Below are 15,264 nucleotides of genomic sequence, written 5' to 3' on the forward strand. Positions count from 1 at the left end.
AATATAATTTATGTTACAGGTAAGACGGAGAGAGAGATGACTAAATCAATAACATCGCATTGTTCATGTACTCAAGAGATTGTAAAAAGCTTTATTGCCTATAGAGAAAAGCATTCTGAGTGCATTATTTATCAAACATCACTAATGAGCGCGCTAATTAGTGGGGTTTATGAAGGCCAAATCACCATGGCAGAACTACTGAAACACGGTGATTTTGGATTAGGAACATTTAACAATCTTGATGGTGAATTAGTCGCACTAAACAGTAAAATTTATCAATTACGATCCGATGGCAGCGCCCGTTCAGCACAACCAGAACAGAAGACACCTTTCGCAGTAATGACTTTTTTTCAGCCGACCGAAAAACGCAGTTTCGAACATAAAATAAGCAGAAAGCAGCTCCATAACCTGATTGATGACCTTACCAAAACAGATAATCTGTTTTGTGCTCTGCGTATTGATGGCACCTTCAGCCACGTTGAAACCCGCACCGTTCCCTGCCAACAGCGCCCCTATAAACCCATGCTTGAAGCCATCTCCGAGCAACCGACGTTTGATTTCACCCAGCAAAATGGCGTGATCATCGGTTTTCGCAGCCCGGACTATACCCAAGGAATAAATGTTGCCGGCTACCACGAGCATTTTATTACTGACACCCGCAATGGCGGTGGCCATGTGCTCGACTACCAATTGGAAAAGGGTGTTCTGACCTTCGGCACCGTGGCCAAACTGGTAATCGATCTGCCGCAGGAAGCTGATTTTCTCCAGGCCAATCTCTCCCCGCAAAATCTCAATAACGCCATCCGCGCGGTAGAAAGTTAACCGGCGGTAAAACATCAATTAATAGCGGCTAAATCAACCATAGAGGACAACACATCATGACCAATGAAACGCATACTCAGGCTTGGCAGTGCGGGGCTGATCTGGTGGTTAATCATTTAGAGCAGCAAGGTGTAAAACAGGTGTTCGGTATTCCCGGCGCTAAAATTGATCGAGTATTTAATTCACTGGAAGATTCCAGCATTCAAACGATTGTGGTGCGCCACGAAGCGAATGCGGCTTTCATGGCTGCGGCCATCGGCCGGTTAACCGGTAAAGCAGGCGTTGCATTAGTCACCTCAGGGCCGGGTTGCGCCAACTTAGTTACCGGGCTGGCAACAGCGACCTCTGAAGGGGATCCGGTGGTGGCGCTAGGCGGCGCGGTAAAGCGGGCCGATAGCCTGAAAATAACTCACCAGAGTATGGATACTGTGAGTATTTTTCGCCCGATAACTAAGTTTAGTGCGGAGGTAACTGCCTCTGCGGCGCTGTCAGAAGTCCTGGGTAATGCCTTTAGAACCGCTGAATTTGGTCGGCCGGGCGCGGCCTTTGTTAGCCTGCCGCAAGATATCCTCAACAACCCTGTGACCAGCCAGGCGTTGATTCATCAACCATGCCCACACAGTGGCGGTGCCCCCTTGGATGAGATTACTGCCGTGGCTAAGTTGATTAACAACGCTAAAAATCCCATTTTGCTCCTCGGATTGATGGCCAGCCAGCCGGCAAACGCTCGAGCCATACGGCGTTTACTTCACCATAGCAAAATACCGGTCACCAGCACCTATCAAGCCGCAGGGGTGGTTGATCAGGCACACTTTGATCATTTTGCCGGGCGGGTGGGCTTATTTAATAATCAGGCTGGCGACAAGTTACTACAACAAGCCGATGTGATTATCACCATCGGTTATAGCCCAGTGGAATATGACCCAGCACTGTGGAACAGTGGCCAGGCGACACTGATACATCTGGATATTTTACCCGCCGAAATAGATGCAGCCTATCAACCAGAAAAAGAGTTATTGGGCGATATTGCCACTACAGTGGATGCATTAGCCCCACGGATACATGGCCCGTTAATGTTAACATTGGCAACACAGGCGGTATTGACAGAGCGCTGCCGCCAACGACGAGACTTGGCCAGCCGGGCTGACCATATGAGTGGTTTCGCTATTCATCCGCTGCGTTTGGTCCGGGCAATGCAGGATATTGTTAATAGTGACGTGACCTTATGTGTCGATATGGGGAGCTTTCACATCTGGATTGCCCGCTATCTTTACAGCTTCCGCACCCGCCAAATTTTGATGTCAAACGGTCAACAGACTATGGGCGTTGCACTGCCATGGGCCATTGCCGCAGCACTGGTGAACCCACATCAAAAGGTCGTATCCGTATCGGGTGACGGCGGTTTCATGCAATCAAGTATGGAGCTGGAAACCGCCGTGCGCCTGAAAAGCAATTTACTGCATATTATTTGGGTCGATAACGGTTACAACATGGTGGAAATACAGCAGCAGAAAAAATACCATCGGCCATCGGGAGTTAGCTTTGGCCCGATTGATTTCAAAATGTACGCCGAATCCTTTGGGGCGAAAGGTTTTGCCGTAGAATCTGCTGACGAATTATCCCATAAATTGCATCAAGCTATGGATGTATTAGGCCCGGCAGTCATTGCCATCCCAGTGGATTATTCAGATAACTATCGTTTAATGGAAGAGCTGAATATCAGCCAATTGCTGTAGTGCGAAGCCCGTACCGGGTGACGTGCAACGTAGTTGCTGACACATCGAGGGATACAAAAAAGCCGTGTTAATCATATAAAAAAACCCTGACCATAAGATCAGGGCTTTATCGTTATTACTCTTAATAACCAATCACATCAAGATGCGCAGCATACGGCGCAATGGCTCTGCCGCGCCCCATAGCAACTGGTCACCTACAGTAAAGGCGGAGAGATACTCCGGCCCCATATTCAATTTACGCAGGCGGCCAACCGGGGTATTCAATGTACCGGTTACCGCAGCCGGAGTCAGTTCACGCATGCTCAACTCGCGGTCATTCGGGATAACACGAACCCAGTCATTGTGCGTTGCCAACATTTGCTCAATTTCTGGCAATGGCACGTCTTTTTTCAGTTTCAGCGTAAAAGCTTGGCTATGGCAACGCAGCGCACCAATGCGCACGCACAGACCATCTACTGGAATGACGCTGCTGGTGTTCAGAATTTTGTTAGTTTCAGCCTGGCCTTTCCACTCTTCGCGGCTCTGACCATTATCCAGTTGTTTGTCGATCCACGGGATCAGGCTACCTGCCAGCGGTACGCCAAAGTTATCAGTTGGCAAGGTACCACTACGGGTTGCAGCAGTGACCTTACGTTCAATATCCAAAATGGCAGAGGCCGGGTCTTGCAACTCTTTAGCCACGCCAGCATGTAGCATACCCATCTGAGTCAGCAACTCACGCATATGGCGCGCGCCACCACCGGATGCTGCCTGATAAGTGGCAACTGATGCCCACTCAACCAAATTATTAGCAAACAAACCACCCAAAGACATCAGCATCAGGCTAACCGTACAGTTACCCCCCGCAAAGGTCTTGATACCTTTATCTAAACCCTGTTGAATGACACTATGGTTGACCGGATCCAGAATAATAATTGCGTCATCTTGCATACGAAGAGAAGAAGCGGCGTCGATCCAATAGCCTTTCCAGCCGATTTCTCGCAGCTTTGGATAAACTTCGTTGGTATAATCTCCCCCTTGGCAGGTGATGATAATATCCAATGCACTCAGCGCATCAATATCATAAGCATCTTGCAACGTACCTTGCTGGCCGGTAAATGTCGGCGCGGCCTGGCCATGTTGCGAGGTGGAGAAAAAGACCGGGCGAATACCGTCAAAGTCGCGTTCTTCAATCATGCGTTGCATGAGCACTGAGCCGACCATACCGCGCCAGCCGATAAAACCAACATTTTTCATGTTTACTGTCCTGCCTTGGAAGGTGACACCGATTAATGGATGCCTGTCTTGTATAACTGCGCGCTGTAAGGGTACGGCAGACTGACTAAGATAGACCTGATACCACCTTACAAAATATGGACAAAGTGGCAAGTGAATTTATTCGATACCAGAATGATTCAAAGCAATCTTCCTAATATGTGGCTTTGATTGGCGGGAAACGCCAGTCCCTTAGAGGTAATAATGACTGAGATGATTGCGGCAACAGTGCTGCTGTTTTTGATTATGGACCCACTGGGAAATCTGCCGATTTTTATGTCGGTACTCAAGCATCTGGAACCTAAGCGGCGGCGAGTCGTATTGATTCGCGAATTGCTCATTGCGCTGATATTAATGCTGATTTTCCTGTTCGCTGGCGAGAAGATTCTGGCGTTCCTAAATCTGCGAACTGAAACGGTGTCGATATCTGGCGGTATTATTCTGTTTTTAATCGCAATTAAGATGATTTTCCCCACCCCAGAAAGTAACGTTACCGGGTTATCGGCTGGGGAAGAGCCATTCTTAGTACCACTGGCTATTCCCTTAGTGGCAGGCCCATCGATTCTGGCAACGCTGATGCTACTGTCGCATCAATATCCTAATCAAATTAGCCATTTAGTGTTGGCGTTGATGATTGCGTGGGGGTTGTCTGCGGCGATTTTGCTGATGTCGAATCTGTTCCTGCGCCTGCTGGGTAATAAAGGTGTCAGTGCGCTGGAACGGCTGATGGGGTTAATTTTGGTGATGCTATCTACGCAGATGTTTTTAGATGGTGTGCGGGCATATTTGACCAAATAGGGTTGGCCTCAGTTGCGCAATCCAAGAGGGGCGCGCCCTCTTGGGTATAAACTCACTTTAGTTACGACTTTTCAGTGCTAATACACAACGCTGCACCACGTTATCAATATCCGCATCAATATCGACGCAGAGAACATCTGGCTCATCTGAACCCGGCTCTTCCAACGCGTCAAACTGGCTTTTCAGCAGATCAGTTGGCATAAAATGGCCAGAGCGAGCTTTTAATCGCTCCATGATGACGTCGAAACTGCCTTTTAGATATATAAACACCATCCCCGGATTACCTTCCCGCAGACGATCACGATAACGGCGCTTCAGCGCTGAGCAGACAATAATACCGGTTTCATTTTTATGATTCAGGCTATAGGCAGCATCACTCAAACGCTCCAGCCACGGCATACGATCTTCATCATTCAGTGGATGCCCGCTGCCCATCTTCTGAATATTGGCGCGAGGGTGTAGATCGTCACCATCAATAAATTTGGCATGGATTTGGCGGGCTACAGCCTCTCCTACCGTGGTTTTGCCGCTACCCGATACACCCATCACGATAATGCTATGTCCTGCCATAATGTTGATCTCTATCTCAGAATGGGAATTTTACTGCTCTCTATGGTTCCGTATTTTACCATGTTACCGGTATCATGATACCGGTAACAAATGAAGATGTGATTTTTATCACAAAGGCCATCTTCCGACCCTACTGACGATAAAAAGAAGCTGACCGCAAATCATAACAAAAAACGAAATACCCAAAGTTATTGGAGAAATACTATGCCATTAGTCATTGTCGCGGTTGGCGTTGCCATGCTGCTGTTACTGATGATCCGTTTCAAACTGAACGGATTTATCTCGCTGATACTGGTCGCGCTGGCGGTAGGTATCATGCAAGGGATGCCAGTCGATAAAGTCGTCGGCTCAATCAAAGCTGGGGTTGGCGGAACGTTAGGCAGTCTGGCGCTGATTATGGGCTTTGGTGCCATGCTCGGTAAATTACTGGCTGATTGTGGCGGCGCTCAACGAATTGCGACCACACTGATTGATAAATTTGGCAAAAAACACATTCAGTGGGCGGTCGTGCTGACCGGTTTTACTGTCGGTTTTGCGCTGTTTTATGAAGTGGGCTTTGTACTGTTGCTGCCACTGGTATTCAGTATCGCCGCATCCGCCCGAATCCCACTGCTGTATGTCGGTGTGCCGATGGCTGCAGCCTTGTCGGTAACCCACGGTTTCCTACCACCTCACCCCGGCCCAACAGCTATTGCGACCATTTTCCATGCGGATATGGGTAAAACGCTGCTGTACGGGACTTTACTGGCAATTCCGACCGTTATTCTGGCCGGCCCGGTGTTTGCGCGCTTCCTAAAAGGAATTGATAAACCGGTACCAGAAGGATTGTATAACCCGAAAACCTTCACCGATGAAGAGATGCCAAGCTTTGGCGTCAGTGTCTGTACAGCGCTGGTTCCGGTGATTTTGATGGCATTGCGGGCAGTGGCAGAGATGATTTTGCCAAAAGGCCACCCAGTGCTCTCTTATGCGGAGTTCTTCGGTGACCCGGTGATCGCCACCTTAATCGCTGTATTGATAGCGATTTTCACCTTTGGCTTAAACCGTGGCCGGTCAATGGAATCAGTGATGGATACCGTGACCGACTCCATCAAAATCATTGCAATGATGCTATTGGTTATCGGCGGCGGTGGTGCTTTCAAACAGGTTTTAGTCGACAGTGGCGTCGATCATTATATTGCCAACATGATGAATAGCAGCGGTTTATCACCAATTCTGATGGCATGGTCAATCGCAGCCGTACTGCGTATTGCGCTAGGTTCTGCGACAGTGGCGGCGATTACGGCTGGCGGTATCGTAGCACCGCTCATTGCCACCACCGGTGCCAGCCCTGAATTAATGGTTATTGCCGTCGGCTCCGGTAGCGTGATTTTCTCTCACGTCAACGACCCGGGCTTTTGGTTGTTCAAGGAGTACTTCAACCTGACCATTGTGGAAACCTTTAAGTCATGGTCAGTGCTGGAAACCATTATTTCGGTCTGCGGCCTGGTCGGTTGCCTGTTATTAGCCATGGTGATATAGCATCTGGCAGCAATAGTTATTTAGCTAAACCATTGTGATTTAAATACTGCCGCCGGGGAGGATGGTGAAACCAACATCAACCATCCTCGGCGCTACCGCCTCTCCGCGCAGTTTTGCCAGCAAACGCTCGGCACCAATTTGCCCCATTCTTTCACGCGGGGTTAGCACACTGGCCAGCTTGGGTACCATCGACTGGCCAATATCGTGACCATGGAAACCCGCTATTGCCATATCATAAGGGATAGATAACCCCTGACGCTGACACTCAAATACGGCACCAATTGCCAGGTCATCATTGGTACAAAAAATACTGTCAATCAGTGGATAACTGGCTTGCGCTTCACGCAACAACTCAGCACCTGCCGAATATGACGATGAACGGCTGGTCATCACGCTCATCGGCACCAAACCGGATTCACGCATCGCCTGCTCATAACCTTGCTGCTTAATGACGGTACGCTCATCCTGACGTGCGCCAAAATAGACAACATGGCGATGGCCTTTGGCGATAACTTGCTGCGTCATCTGCCTTGCCGCTTCAAAGTTATTAAAGCCCACGGCCAAATCAATACACGGCGAAATACAATCCATCAGCTCAATGACTGGAATCCCCGCGACCTCAATCATTTTCAATGTACGGGCGGTATGGTGACGTTCGGAGAGGATTAGGCCGTCGATATTATAAGAGAGTAACGAGGTTAACCGCTGCTCCTCACGCTCTTTCTGATAGCCATAGTGCGCTAGCATAGTCTGATAGCCATGCGCATCCGTCACACTCTCAATGCCGCGCAAAACCTCGGCAAAAACCTGGTTGGTCAATGACGGCAACAATACGCCGATGGCATGACTGGTCGCGTTGGACAGGATATCGGGGGCGCGGTTGGGGATATAGCCCAGTTCGTCTAACGCCAGCGCGATTTTTTTCTGCAAAAGCGCGGAAACTTGTTCTGGATTACGCAAATACCGGCTGACGGTCATTTTGGTCACCCCAACCATATCGGCGACGTCTTGGAGCACTGGCCTTTTTTTCTTCATTATCAATGAACTGAGGCTGGGTAAATGGGATACTATTCTAGCAAAGAAAAGGGTATGGCGCGATGCACATACCCTTTTTTACATATACCCGTCATACTTCAAGCTGCATATGCATTGGCTGCTTTCTTTCACCCGAATCACTTACCTGAGTAAGCTCATCGGGATTATGAGCCTCATCAGAGGCTCACCCTGCGGGCCAGCGCAAGCGCCGTTCAAAATGGTTTGCAACCAATTTGTCACTCAATTGCCGCCTGCCTGCAACTCGAATTATTAGGGTATGGGATGGTCAAACTTAAACTGGCGGTAAATCAAACAACAAAATTTCACTGTCTTCATCAGCATGAATAGAAAGTGCAGCTTCATCCCAGATAGCGAATGCATCGCTGGTCGCGGCATGATGCCCATTGATAGAGACCTTACCACGGACTACCTGTATCCAGATGCGGCGCTCTGCTTGAATCTGATAAATGGACTGCTCCTCACGTTTCAGTGCCCAACGCCAGAGTGTCATGTCCTGGAATACTTTCAGCGAGCCATCGCGGGCATCCGGTGATAACACCAACTGCCGCCCTTGCGGGATATCAAACATCTGCTGTTCATAACGCGGCTCCAAACCTGTCTTATTGGGGATAATCCAAATCTGGTACAAATGCAGCGGTTGGTCGTCACGGCCATTATATTCTGAATGGCGGATACCGGTACCTGCGCTCATAATCTGGAATTCACCGGCATGGATCTGCTCTTTATTACCCATACTGTCTTTGTGCTCGACAGTACCAGACAGCACATAAGTCAGGATTTCCATATCTTTATGCGGATGGGTACCAAACCCCTGACCTGCATCGATCACATCTTCGTTAATCACTCGCAGTGCTGAAAACCCCATAAATTCTGGATCGTAATAATCAGCGAATGAGAAGGTATGCCAACTGTCCAACCAACCGTGATTAGCATGGCCCCGTTCTTCTGCTTTGCGTAAATAGATCATGTTCAGTTCTCCTCAACGTTTTCTTTAGTCTAGATGTCGCGGGAGAATATGAAAGCGTAAAAAACTCACTCCTCTGTTCAAAAAATTCGACTGATTAATAAGTTGAAAGACAAATGATTTGAATTTGAAGTAATTAGCGAAAGAAAACGTTGAGAGAACTTGAGATATGACTGCCTACGAACCAATGATGCAGCGAACAAACAGTGCAAAATAGGCAAAAAAAAAGCCAGCACCCGGCTGGCTAAGTAAACACTGGAAGCAATGTGAGCAATGTCGTGCCTTCGTAATGTGAACACCTAAACGCTGATGGTCTCATCTGAAAGCACGACAATGATAATCATTATCACTCTCACTTGTAAAGTGTTTTTTCTAACCACTTGCAATATTATTGACTCAGGTAAATAAAACGCTATTTTATTAGGTAATTCAAACAGTAAGAGTAAGAGTAAGGGTATGTTTATGGAAAATGTGCAGATACGCCATGTGGAGTTCACCGACTATCCCGCTTTGCGGCGGTTATTTTCTCATCCACAGGTTTATCGCGACACGTTACAGCTTCCCCTACCTTCTGAAGAGATGTGGGCCAAAAGAATTAAAGATTTTCCCGCCGGGATGCATAGCCTGGTGGCATGTATTGACGAGGAGATCGTTGGACAACTGACTGTCGAAGCCAACCAACGGGCACGGCGTAAGCATGTCGCCACTTTTAGTATTGCTGTTGATGCAAATTACTGTGGACAAGGCATCGGCAGTGCATTAATGACTGCTATGATTGAATTATGTGATAACTGGTTGAATATACAACGTATTGAGCTAACAGTGTTTGTCGATAACCTGGCGGCTATCGCGCTTTACCGCAAGTTTGGCTTTGAAATTGAAGGTACCAGCCCACGCTTTGCTTTTCGCGAGGGCCAATATATCGATGCGTATCATATGGGGCGAATCAAGATATCCGCCTAATCCTCAGGGGATAGTGTACCAACCTATCCCCTGCCATAACTGAATATGACTAAATGTTCGCGGTTTCTTTAATATAGTGGCGGGCTTTCACTGCATACTCAAATGGATTAGCGATAGCCGGATCCTGCTCTGCCTCTACGACCATCCAGCCCTGATAACCTTTTTCATCCAGCAATTTAAATACCGGACGGAAATCAATTACCCCATCGCCCGGTACAGTGAACATGCCTTTTTTCACCCCATCGAGGAAACTGAGTTTATTCACTTTCACATCAGCCACTATTTCATCCCGCACATCTTTTAAATGAACATGATTAATACGCGGCAGGTATTTCTCCAAAATAGCCAGCATCGCCGCCTGGCTCCCCTCAGAAACATAGGCATGACCTGTATCAAAGAGCAGATATACATCGTCGTTAACCATACTCATATAACGATCTATTTCTTCGGTAGTTTGGATCCCCGTCCCCATATGGTGGTGCAAACAGACTTGCATACCTTTGGTTGCCGCAATCTTGGCTAATTCGTTATAACCATCAGCAACTCGCTGCCATTGCACATCGGTGAAGTGTGGTTTTTCTTCAAATACTGCCTTCGTCGTCCCTTGAATGCTCTTACTTTGTTCTGAGCAACCAATCACTTTTGCCCCCATTATATGGAGGAAATTCATATGATTAATAAATTCATCAATGGTCTTGGCCCGCCGGTCATCGGCAAAGAAAGTGCTAAACCATGCATTACAAATCTGCATACCGCGCAGCTCAAGCATAGGTTTAAGTACGTTAGGATCTCGCGGGTATTTACTACCAACCTCGCAACCAGTAAATCCTGCAAGAGCCATTTCACTGATACATTGTTGGAAGGTATTTTCTTTGCCTAAGTCAGGCATATCATCATTGGTCCAGCCAATTGGCGCGATTGCTAACTTCACACGTTCTTTATTCATAATAAACCTCTGCGATACATCCAATTTATAGAGATGAATACAATTAAAATGTGATTAATTGCCCGTCTTTAATGCAGAAAAATATACCGTTGGCGCTTGAAGCTGCGGCGTTGTTCACCGCAACGTCAATAACGTTGGGTTACGTTTTTATTTAAAATCTTAAAGAGAACTTGCAACTGAGGCCGCCGGGCGACTTTATTTCCCCAACAATTCGCGCTCAATACGTTCGCGAGTAGCCACCGCCTGATGCACCATTTTTTCTGGATAACCAAAAAGAGAAGTCGCAATAATTGACTCACCACCGACTTTAAAGGTGCGATTAGCGAAATCCATATCGCGCAGAGTTTGAAATAAGGCAGAGAAATCGACTTCCCCTTCACCAATACCAACATGTTGATGAATAACCGCATCAACACCCGGTGGATTCACAATATAACGGCAATGCTTGGTGTGATTCATGGTGTCGGCAATCAATACATGAGAAAGGTCAACACCCGCATATTTCAGCATGCTGGCAACGTCCCCTTTGCCTTTATCGTAGAAAAAGGTATGGGGCACGCTATACAGATACTTCACATTATCGCTGCGGAGTGATTTCACTAAATCTGCGGTTTCATTATTTTCTTCACAAAAATCCCACGGATGAGATTGAATCTCTACCCGAATCCCTTCCCGTTCAATAATCGGCAATAACTCTTCCATTGAGCGATACCACATCTCTTCGCAAACTTCTGGCTCATTTGGATCGCCAGAAAGTTCGGTATTAATCACAGAGACACCCATTTCAACTGCAATTTCAATCATTCTCTTCCAGTTGGTCACCGCAGCCTGCCGCCTTGCCTCGAGTGGCCCAGCCCAACGATAAACCACAATAAAGGAAGATATTTGCACCCCGGTTTCTTTTAGTACTTTCTTATATTCAGCAACAACTTCGCGGCCCGCTTTTGGGTGTTTATAAAATGGGTTTAACTGCGGATGCGGTGATTGTTCAATATAGTCATATCCCCATTCTGCCACTTGACGAACCATATTGCTGATACCAAGGTCTTTAATGACATCAACATCAAATGCAATCTTCATCGCTCCCCCGTTTCACGCAAGATACATGCAAGCTTGAGATAAACTCCATTTGCAACAAAAAACCTGACTATGCGGCAGCAGGCTAGCTAGCGCACAGGCAGCAGAGTTTGATGTTATTTATTATAAAAATCAGGTCGTGGCGGCAAACTCACAGGAACAATTTCACCGCTGTTCTGTGCCGCAATACAGGCATCCGCAGTAACGGCGGCAGCAAAACCATCCCAGGCAGAAGGACCGGTGAGTTTTTCAGCTAAAACGTCATTGATAAATGCTTGTAACTCAACATCATAAGCATCAATAAAGCGGTCTTTCCAATCGGTCAGTATTTCATGCGATAGCCGTGCCTGGCTGCGCATCAGCACGGATGAGGGTTCTGGTAATTTTGCAATACCGGTATCACCTACCACTTCACATTGAATATCATAGCCATATTGGCAATTCACAAAGATTTCAACATCAATGCGCGTTCCTTTCGCCGTTTCAAATAACACCACCTGCGGGTCTTTCAGATGCGCTTTAGCGTGTTTGGCTTTACGTGGGAAAACAACCTGAACGGAGACATAATCATCATCCAGCAGCCAGCGCAGTACATCAATCTCATGGATCAATGTGTCAGTAATAGCCATATTGGTGGTGTAATTTTCGCCGACTCTCGGGTTACGGTGAGCACAATGCAGCATCAAAGGTTCACCGATTTCCCCACGAGTAATCACATCTTTCAGTGCGCGATAACCTTGATCATAAGGGCGCATAAACCCAACCTGAACCAAGCGCTTACCCTTGGCGGCTTCAGCGTCTACAATTCGCTTACACCCTTCAGCTGTCACCGCCAACGGCTTTTCACAAAATACATATTTACCCGCAGCAATGGCTGCCAGAACAAACTCTTCGTGGCTCGGCCCCCAAGATGTGACTAATACCGCATCCACCTCTTTTGCATTAATCACTTCATGCCCATCGGCATAGATATTCGCCTCAATACCCAGATCACGAATAACTTTAGTGGCATGCTGCTGATTGATATCCGTTACAGCAACCACACGAGCACCCTGTAAAACTTTACTGCAACGACGAATATGATCCTGGCCGATAGCACCTGTTCCGATGACACCAATATTTAACGACATATTATTTTCCTCATGAAGTTTCGGTTTGCAGGTGATACCTGCTCGTTTTACGACTTCACATCCAGCTCAAGTTGCAGGTGCGTTGGCAGCCCTCATGACTCGGCACATCCCTGTACCGCCATTTTGTGTGTTGAAAGCTATTGGGTATAACGCATTGATTGCCTGCTTAATTAGCCTTAGTAATCACGGGCTTTGGCGATATTTTTTTCCAGTTCACGAACGACTGCATCGGTTCGTTCACTTTCAGAAACTTGAGCAACCCCAACCCGCCACCAACTCAGGTATTTATGTACCATGGTCTTTGGCAGCACTTTTATGTCAATCAAGGTAGAAATTGCCTGCGAATGGGCATCGGTTAATGCATCGATCAGTTGTTGCTCGGTAGAAACACGATATGTTTTACAGCCATAGGCGGCAGCCAGCATGGCAAAATCAACCGGAACAAGACTGCCATCTAATTGGCCTGTGTCCTCATTACGAAAGCGGAATTCTGTGGCATAGCTGTCCATGCCATGTTCCATTTGCAGGTTATTGATGCAGCCATTCGTCATGTTATCGAACAGCACAACGTTAATTTTTTTACGCTCTTGAATAGAGGTAACCAGTTCGGAATGCAGCATCATAAATGCGCCGTCCCCAACCAATGAGTAGACCTCCCTGTCTGGTTCAGCTAGCTTCACACCCAGTGCGGCACCCACCTCATAACCCATGCACGAATAACCGTATTCGACGTGATAGTCGTTACTCCCTTTGGTACGCCACACCCGCTGTAAATCGCCGGGCAAACTACCCGCAGCCGCAACAATGATGGCATCAGGAGGTAATGTGTTATTCAGTACTCCCAGCACTTGGCTTTGCGTCAAGAAAGAGCCGGTTTTATTGATAAATTCAGCAAAAACCTGTTCACGGTCCAAATGGTCATTAATTTCAGGAACGAAATCGTCGGCACGGTATTGCACCTGATAAACCCGCTGCGTTTCAGCTAATTGTTCCGCGCGCATGCGAGCAATTTCACCCCCCCATCCGGCTTGATAACCGGTAGTGCCAAGCTGTTGATGCAATGCTGATAATGCCTCACGCGCATCAGCCAACAATTGCAAACCATCCAATTTACCGGCATCAAAGGCACTGACATTAATATTCAGGAATGAAACGTCTGGATTCTGGAATAACCATTTAGAAGACGTGGTGAAATCGCTATAGCGAGTGCCAACGCCGATCACCAGATCCGCCTGTTTTGCTAATGTGTTAGCAGCCAGGCAACCGGTTTCACCAATACCACCAAGATTTAATTCATGTTCTGAGCTGATAGTGCCTTTACCGGCTTGCGTTTCTACCCACGGCAAACCAAAACATTCAGCAAATCGTTGCAATGCCTGGCCGGCTTGCGAGTATTTCACCCCTCCCCCACACACCAAAATGGGCTTGCGTTTGGCAGTCAGTAACGCAATGGCATCAGCCAGCATGGCGGCACTGGCAGGGCGTCTGTCAAGGCGATGAACTCGCTTGTGGAAGAAATAGTCAGGATAGTCATAGGCTTCAGCCTGCACATCTTGTGGCAAGCTCAGTGTCACAGCCCCCGTTTCTGCCGGATCAGTCAGAACCCGCATCGCATTAATACAGGCGCTCATCAGTTGTTCTGGCCGCGTAATGCGATCCCAGTATTTACTAACCGGTTTGAATGCATCATTAGTGCTGATGCTAATGTCATGAGATTGTTCTATTTGTTGTAACACCGGGTCCGGTTGGCGGGATGCAAATACGTCGCCTGGGAGCAATAGTAGGGGAATACGATTGGCCGTTGCCGTTGCAGCGGCGGTAATCATATTAGCGCTGCCCGGCCCGACGGATGAGGTGCAGGCATAAATTTGCTGGCGCAGTTTTTGTTTGGCAAAACCGGTAGCGGCATGGGCCATCCCTTGCTCATTCCGCCCCTGATGAACCACTAAATCGCCACAGTTTTGTTCCAACGCCTGCCCCATTCCCAGCACATTACCGTGGCCAAAAATAGCAAAAATCCCTTTGATAAATTTGATTTCCTGACCATCAACTTGCAGGTATTGGTTGTCCAAAAACCGGACTAATGCCTGTGCAGTGGTTAGCCGAATCTTATTCATTTACCCATCCTTTGCTCTGTTGCGCTACATCATGGTGACCAAGTGACGTTCAGCCCCTGAAGATACATATGCCGGAGAGAAGCAGCAGACTTGTTAGCTTTCGCCTGGCTGACGACAGTAAGGAGAAACATAGCAGGGATTATAAACAAATATTTTTTTCATAAAATCAAATTACAGAAGAAACATTTCATTCTGCGATGAAGATCAAATATTCTCAGAAACACTGAAATAACGCGTCCCCGGCTTACCATGCGATTGACCGTTCATTTTCAATCGTCAATAAAATCGCATAACTAATTGATATTAGTAT

General features: G+C 47.4%; 13 protein-coding genes. 5 read left to right on the plus strand and 8 right to left on the minus strand.

Features of this window, described 5'->3' with window-relative positions; genetic code table 11:
- The first annotated feature begins 36 nt into the window (after window positions 1-36).
- Together budA and alsS are read left to right on the plus strand one after the other, a co-directional pair.
- Complete coding sequence (gene budA / locus V1952_RS14140) at window positions 37-822, plus strand: acetolactate decarboxylase (RefSeq protein WP_372560298.1); 786 nt, start codon at window positions 37-39, stop codon at window positions 820-822.
- Between the two features lie 56 nt (window positions 823-878).
- Window positions 879-2,558: an acetolactate synthase AlsS gene (alsS, locus tag V1952_RS14145; RefSeq protein WP_420074953.1), complete on the plus strand. Its 1,680-nt coding sequence runs from the start codon at window positions 879-881 to the stop codon at window positions 2,556-2,558.
- A gap of 132 nt (window positions 2,559-2,690) precedes the next feature.
- Here alsS and asd read toward each other — a convergent pair whose 3' ends face one another.
- Entirely contained in the window at window positions 2,691-3,794 is a 1,104-nt protein-coding gene (asd, locus tag V1952_RS14150) for an aspartate-semialdehyde dehydrogenase (protein WP_083161275.1), read from the minus strand.
- Window positions 3,795-4,016: 222 nt separating this feature from the next.
- Between asd and V1952_RS14155 the strand changes: the two genes are divergently transcribed.
- Window positions 4,017-4,610: a YhgN family NAAT transporter gene (locus V1952_RS14155; protein WP_005186017.1), complete on the plus strand. Its 594-nt coding sequence runs from the start codon at window positions 4,017-4,019 to the stop codon at window positions 4,608-4,610.
- Between the two features lie 57 nt (window positions 4,611-4,667).
- Here the strand turns inward: V1952_RS14155 and V1952_RS14160 are convergent, their stop codons facing one another.
- Window positions 4,668-5,180, minus strand: a complete 513-nt coding sequence (locus tag V1952_RS14160) for a gluconokinase (RefSeq protein WP_083161277.1) — start codon at window positions 5,178-5,180, stop codon at window positions 4,668-4,670.
- 204 nt (window positions 5,181-5,384) lie between these two features.
- Between V1952_RS14160 and gntT the strand changes: the two genes are divergently transcribed.
- Window positions 5,385-6,701, plus strand: coding sequence for a gluconate transporter (gene gntT, locus V1952_RS14165; protein WP_372560296.1), 1,317 nt, complete (start codon window positions 5,385-5,387; stop codon window positions 6,699-6,701).
- Between the two features lie 39 nt (window positions 6,702-6,740).
- On the opposite strand, the gene gntR is transcribed toward gntT, so the two are convergent.
- A complete protein-coding gene (gene gntR / locus V1952_RS14170; protein ID WP_372560295.1) occupies window positions 6,741-7,736 on the minus strand; it encodes a gluconate operon transcriptional repressor GntR in 996 nt (331 codons plus the stop codon).
- Window positions 7,737-8,028: 292 nt separating this feature from the next.
- Complete coding sequence (locus tag V1952_RS14175) at window positions 8,029-8,724, minus strand: pirin family protein (RefSeq protein ID WP_372560294.1); 696 nt, start codon at window positions 8,722-8,724, stop codon at window positions 8,029-8,031.
- Between the two features lie 459 nt (window positions 8,725-9,183).
- On the opposite strand from V1952_RS14175, the gene V1952_RS14180 reads away from it, so the two are divergent.
- Complete coding sequence (locus V1952_RS14180) at window positions 9,184-9,684, plus strand: GNAT family N-acetyltransferase (RefSeq protein ID WP_420074954.1); 501 nt, start codon at window positions 9,184-9,186, stop codon at window positions 9,682-9,684.
- 49 nt (window positions 9,685-9,733) lie between these two features.
- On the opposite strand, the gene iolE is transcribed toward V1952_RS14180, so the two are convergent.
- From iolE to iolD, 4 genes are all read right to left on the minus strand, one after another.
- Complete coding sequence (gene iolE / locus V1952_RS14185) at window positions 9,734-10,630, minus strand: myo-inosose-2 dehydratase (RefSeq protein WP_420074955.1); 897 nt, start codon at window positions 10,628-10,630, stop codon at window positions 9,734-9,736.
- 195 nt (window positions 10,631-10,825) lie between these two features.
- Window positions 10,826-11,710: a sugar phosphate isomerase/epimerase family protein gene (locus V1952_RS14190; protein WP_372560292.1), complete on the minus strand. Its 885-nt coding sequence runs from the start codon at window positions 11,708-11,710 to the stop codon at window positions 10,826-10,828.
- Between the two features lie 113 nt (window positions 11,711-11,823).
- On the minus strand, window positions 11,824-12,837 hold the full coding sequence (locus V1952_RS14195) for a Gfo/Idh/MocA family protein (protein ID WP_372560291.1): 1,014 nt from the start codon (window positions 12,835-12,837) through the stop codon (window positions 11,824-11,826).
- 176 nt (window positions 12,838-13,013) lie between these two features.
- On the minus strand, window positions 13,014-14,954 hold the full coding sequence (gene iolD / locus V1952_RS14200) for a 3D-(3,5/4)-trihydroxycyclohexane-1,2-dione acylhydrolase (decyclizing) (protein WP_420074956.1): 1,941 nt from the start codon (window positions 14,952-14,954) through the stop codon (window positions 13,014-13,016).
- Window positions 14,955-15,264: the final 310 nt, after the last annotated feature.

It is taken from the genome of Yersinia sp. 2542 StPb PI, from assembly GCF_048593855.1.
In the GTDB taxonomy this organism is placed as follows: Bacteria; Pseudomonadota; Gammaproteobacteria; order Enterobacterales; family Enterobacteriaceae; genus Yersinia; species Yersinia enterocolitica_E.

Coding starts and splice junctions, on each gene's coding strand:
- budA (WP_372560298.1), top strand. CDS start 37: ATGACTAAATCAATAACATCGCATTGTTCATGTACTCAAGAGATTGTA.
- alsS (WP_420074953.1), top strand. CDS start 879: ATGACCAATGAAACGCATACTCAGGCTTGGCAGTGCGGGGCTGATCTG.
- asd (WP_083161275.1), bottom strand. CDS start 3,794: ATGAAAAATGTTGGTTTTATCGGCTGGCGCGGTATGGTCGGCTCAGTG.
- V1952_RS14155 (WP_005186017.1), top strand. CDS start 4,017: ATGACTGAGATGATTGCGGCAACAGTGCTGCTGTTTTTGATTATGGAC.
- V1952_RS14160 (WP_083161277.1), bottom strand. CDS start 5,180: ATGGCAGGACATAGCATTATCGTGATGGGTGTATCGGGTAGCGGCAAA.
- gntT (WP_372560296.1), top strand. CDS start 5,385: ATGCCATTAGTCATTGTCGCGGTTGGCGTTGCCATGCTGCTGTTACTG.
- gntR (WP_372560295.1), bottom strand. CDS start 7,736: ATGAAGAAAAAAAGGCCAGTGCTCCAAGACGTCGCCGATATGGTTGGG.
- V1952_RS14175 (WP_372560294.1), bottom strand. CDS start 8,724: ATGATCTATTTACGCAAAGCAGAAGAACGGGGCCATGCTAATCACGGT.
- V1952_RS14180 (WP_420074954.1), top strand. CDS start 9,184: ATGGAAAATGTGCAGATACGCCATGTGGAGTTCACCGACTATCCCGCT.
- iolE (WP_420074955.1), bottom strand. CDS start 10,630: ATGAATAAAGAACGTGTGAAGTTAGCAATCGCGCCAATTGGCTGGACC.
- V1952_RS14190 (WP_372560292.1), bottom strand. CDS start 11,710: ATGAAGATTGCATTTGATGTTGATGTCATTAAAGACCTTGGTATCAGC.
- V1952_RS14195 (WP_372560291.1), bottom strand. CDS start 12,837: ATGTCGTTAAATATTGGTGTCATCGGAACAGGTGCTATCGGCCAGGAT.
- iolD (WP_420074956.1), bottom strand. CDS start 14,954: ATGAATAAGATTCGGCTAACCACTGCACAGGCATTAGTCCGGTTTTTG.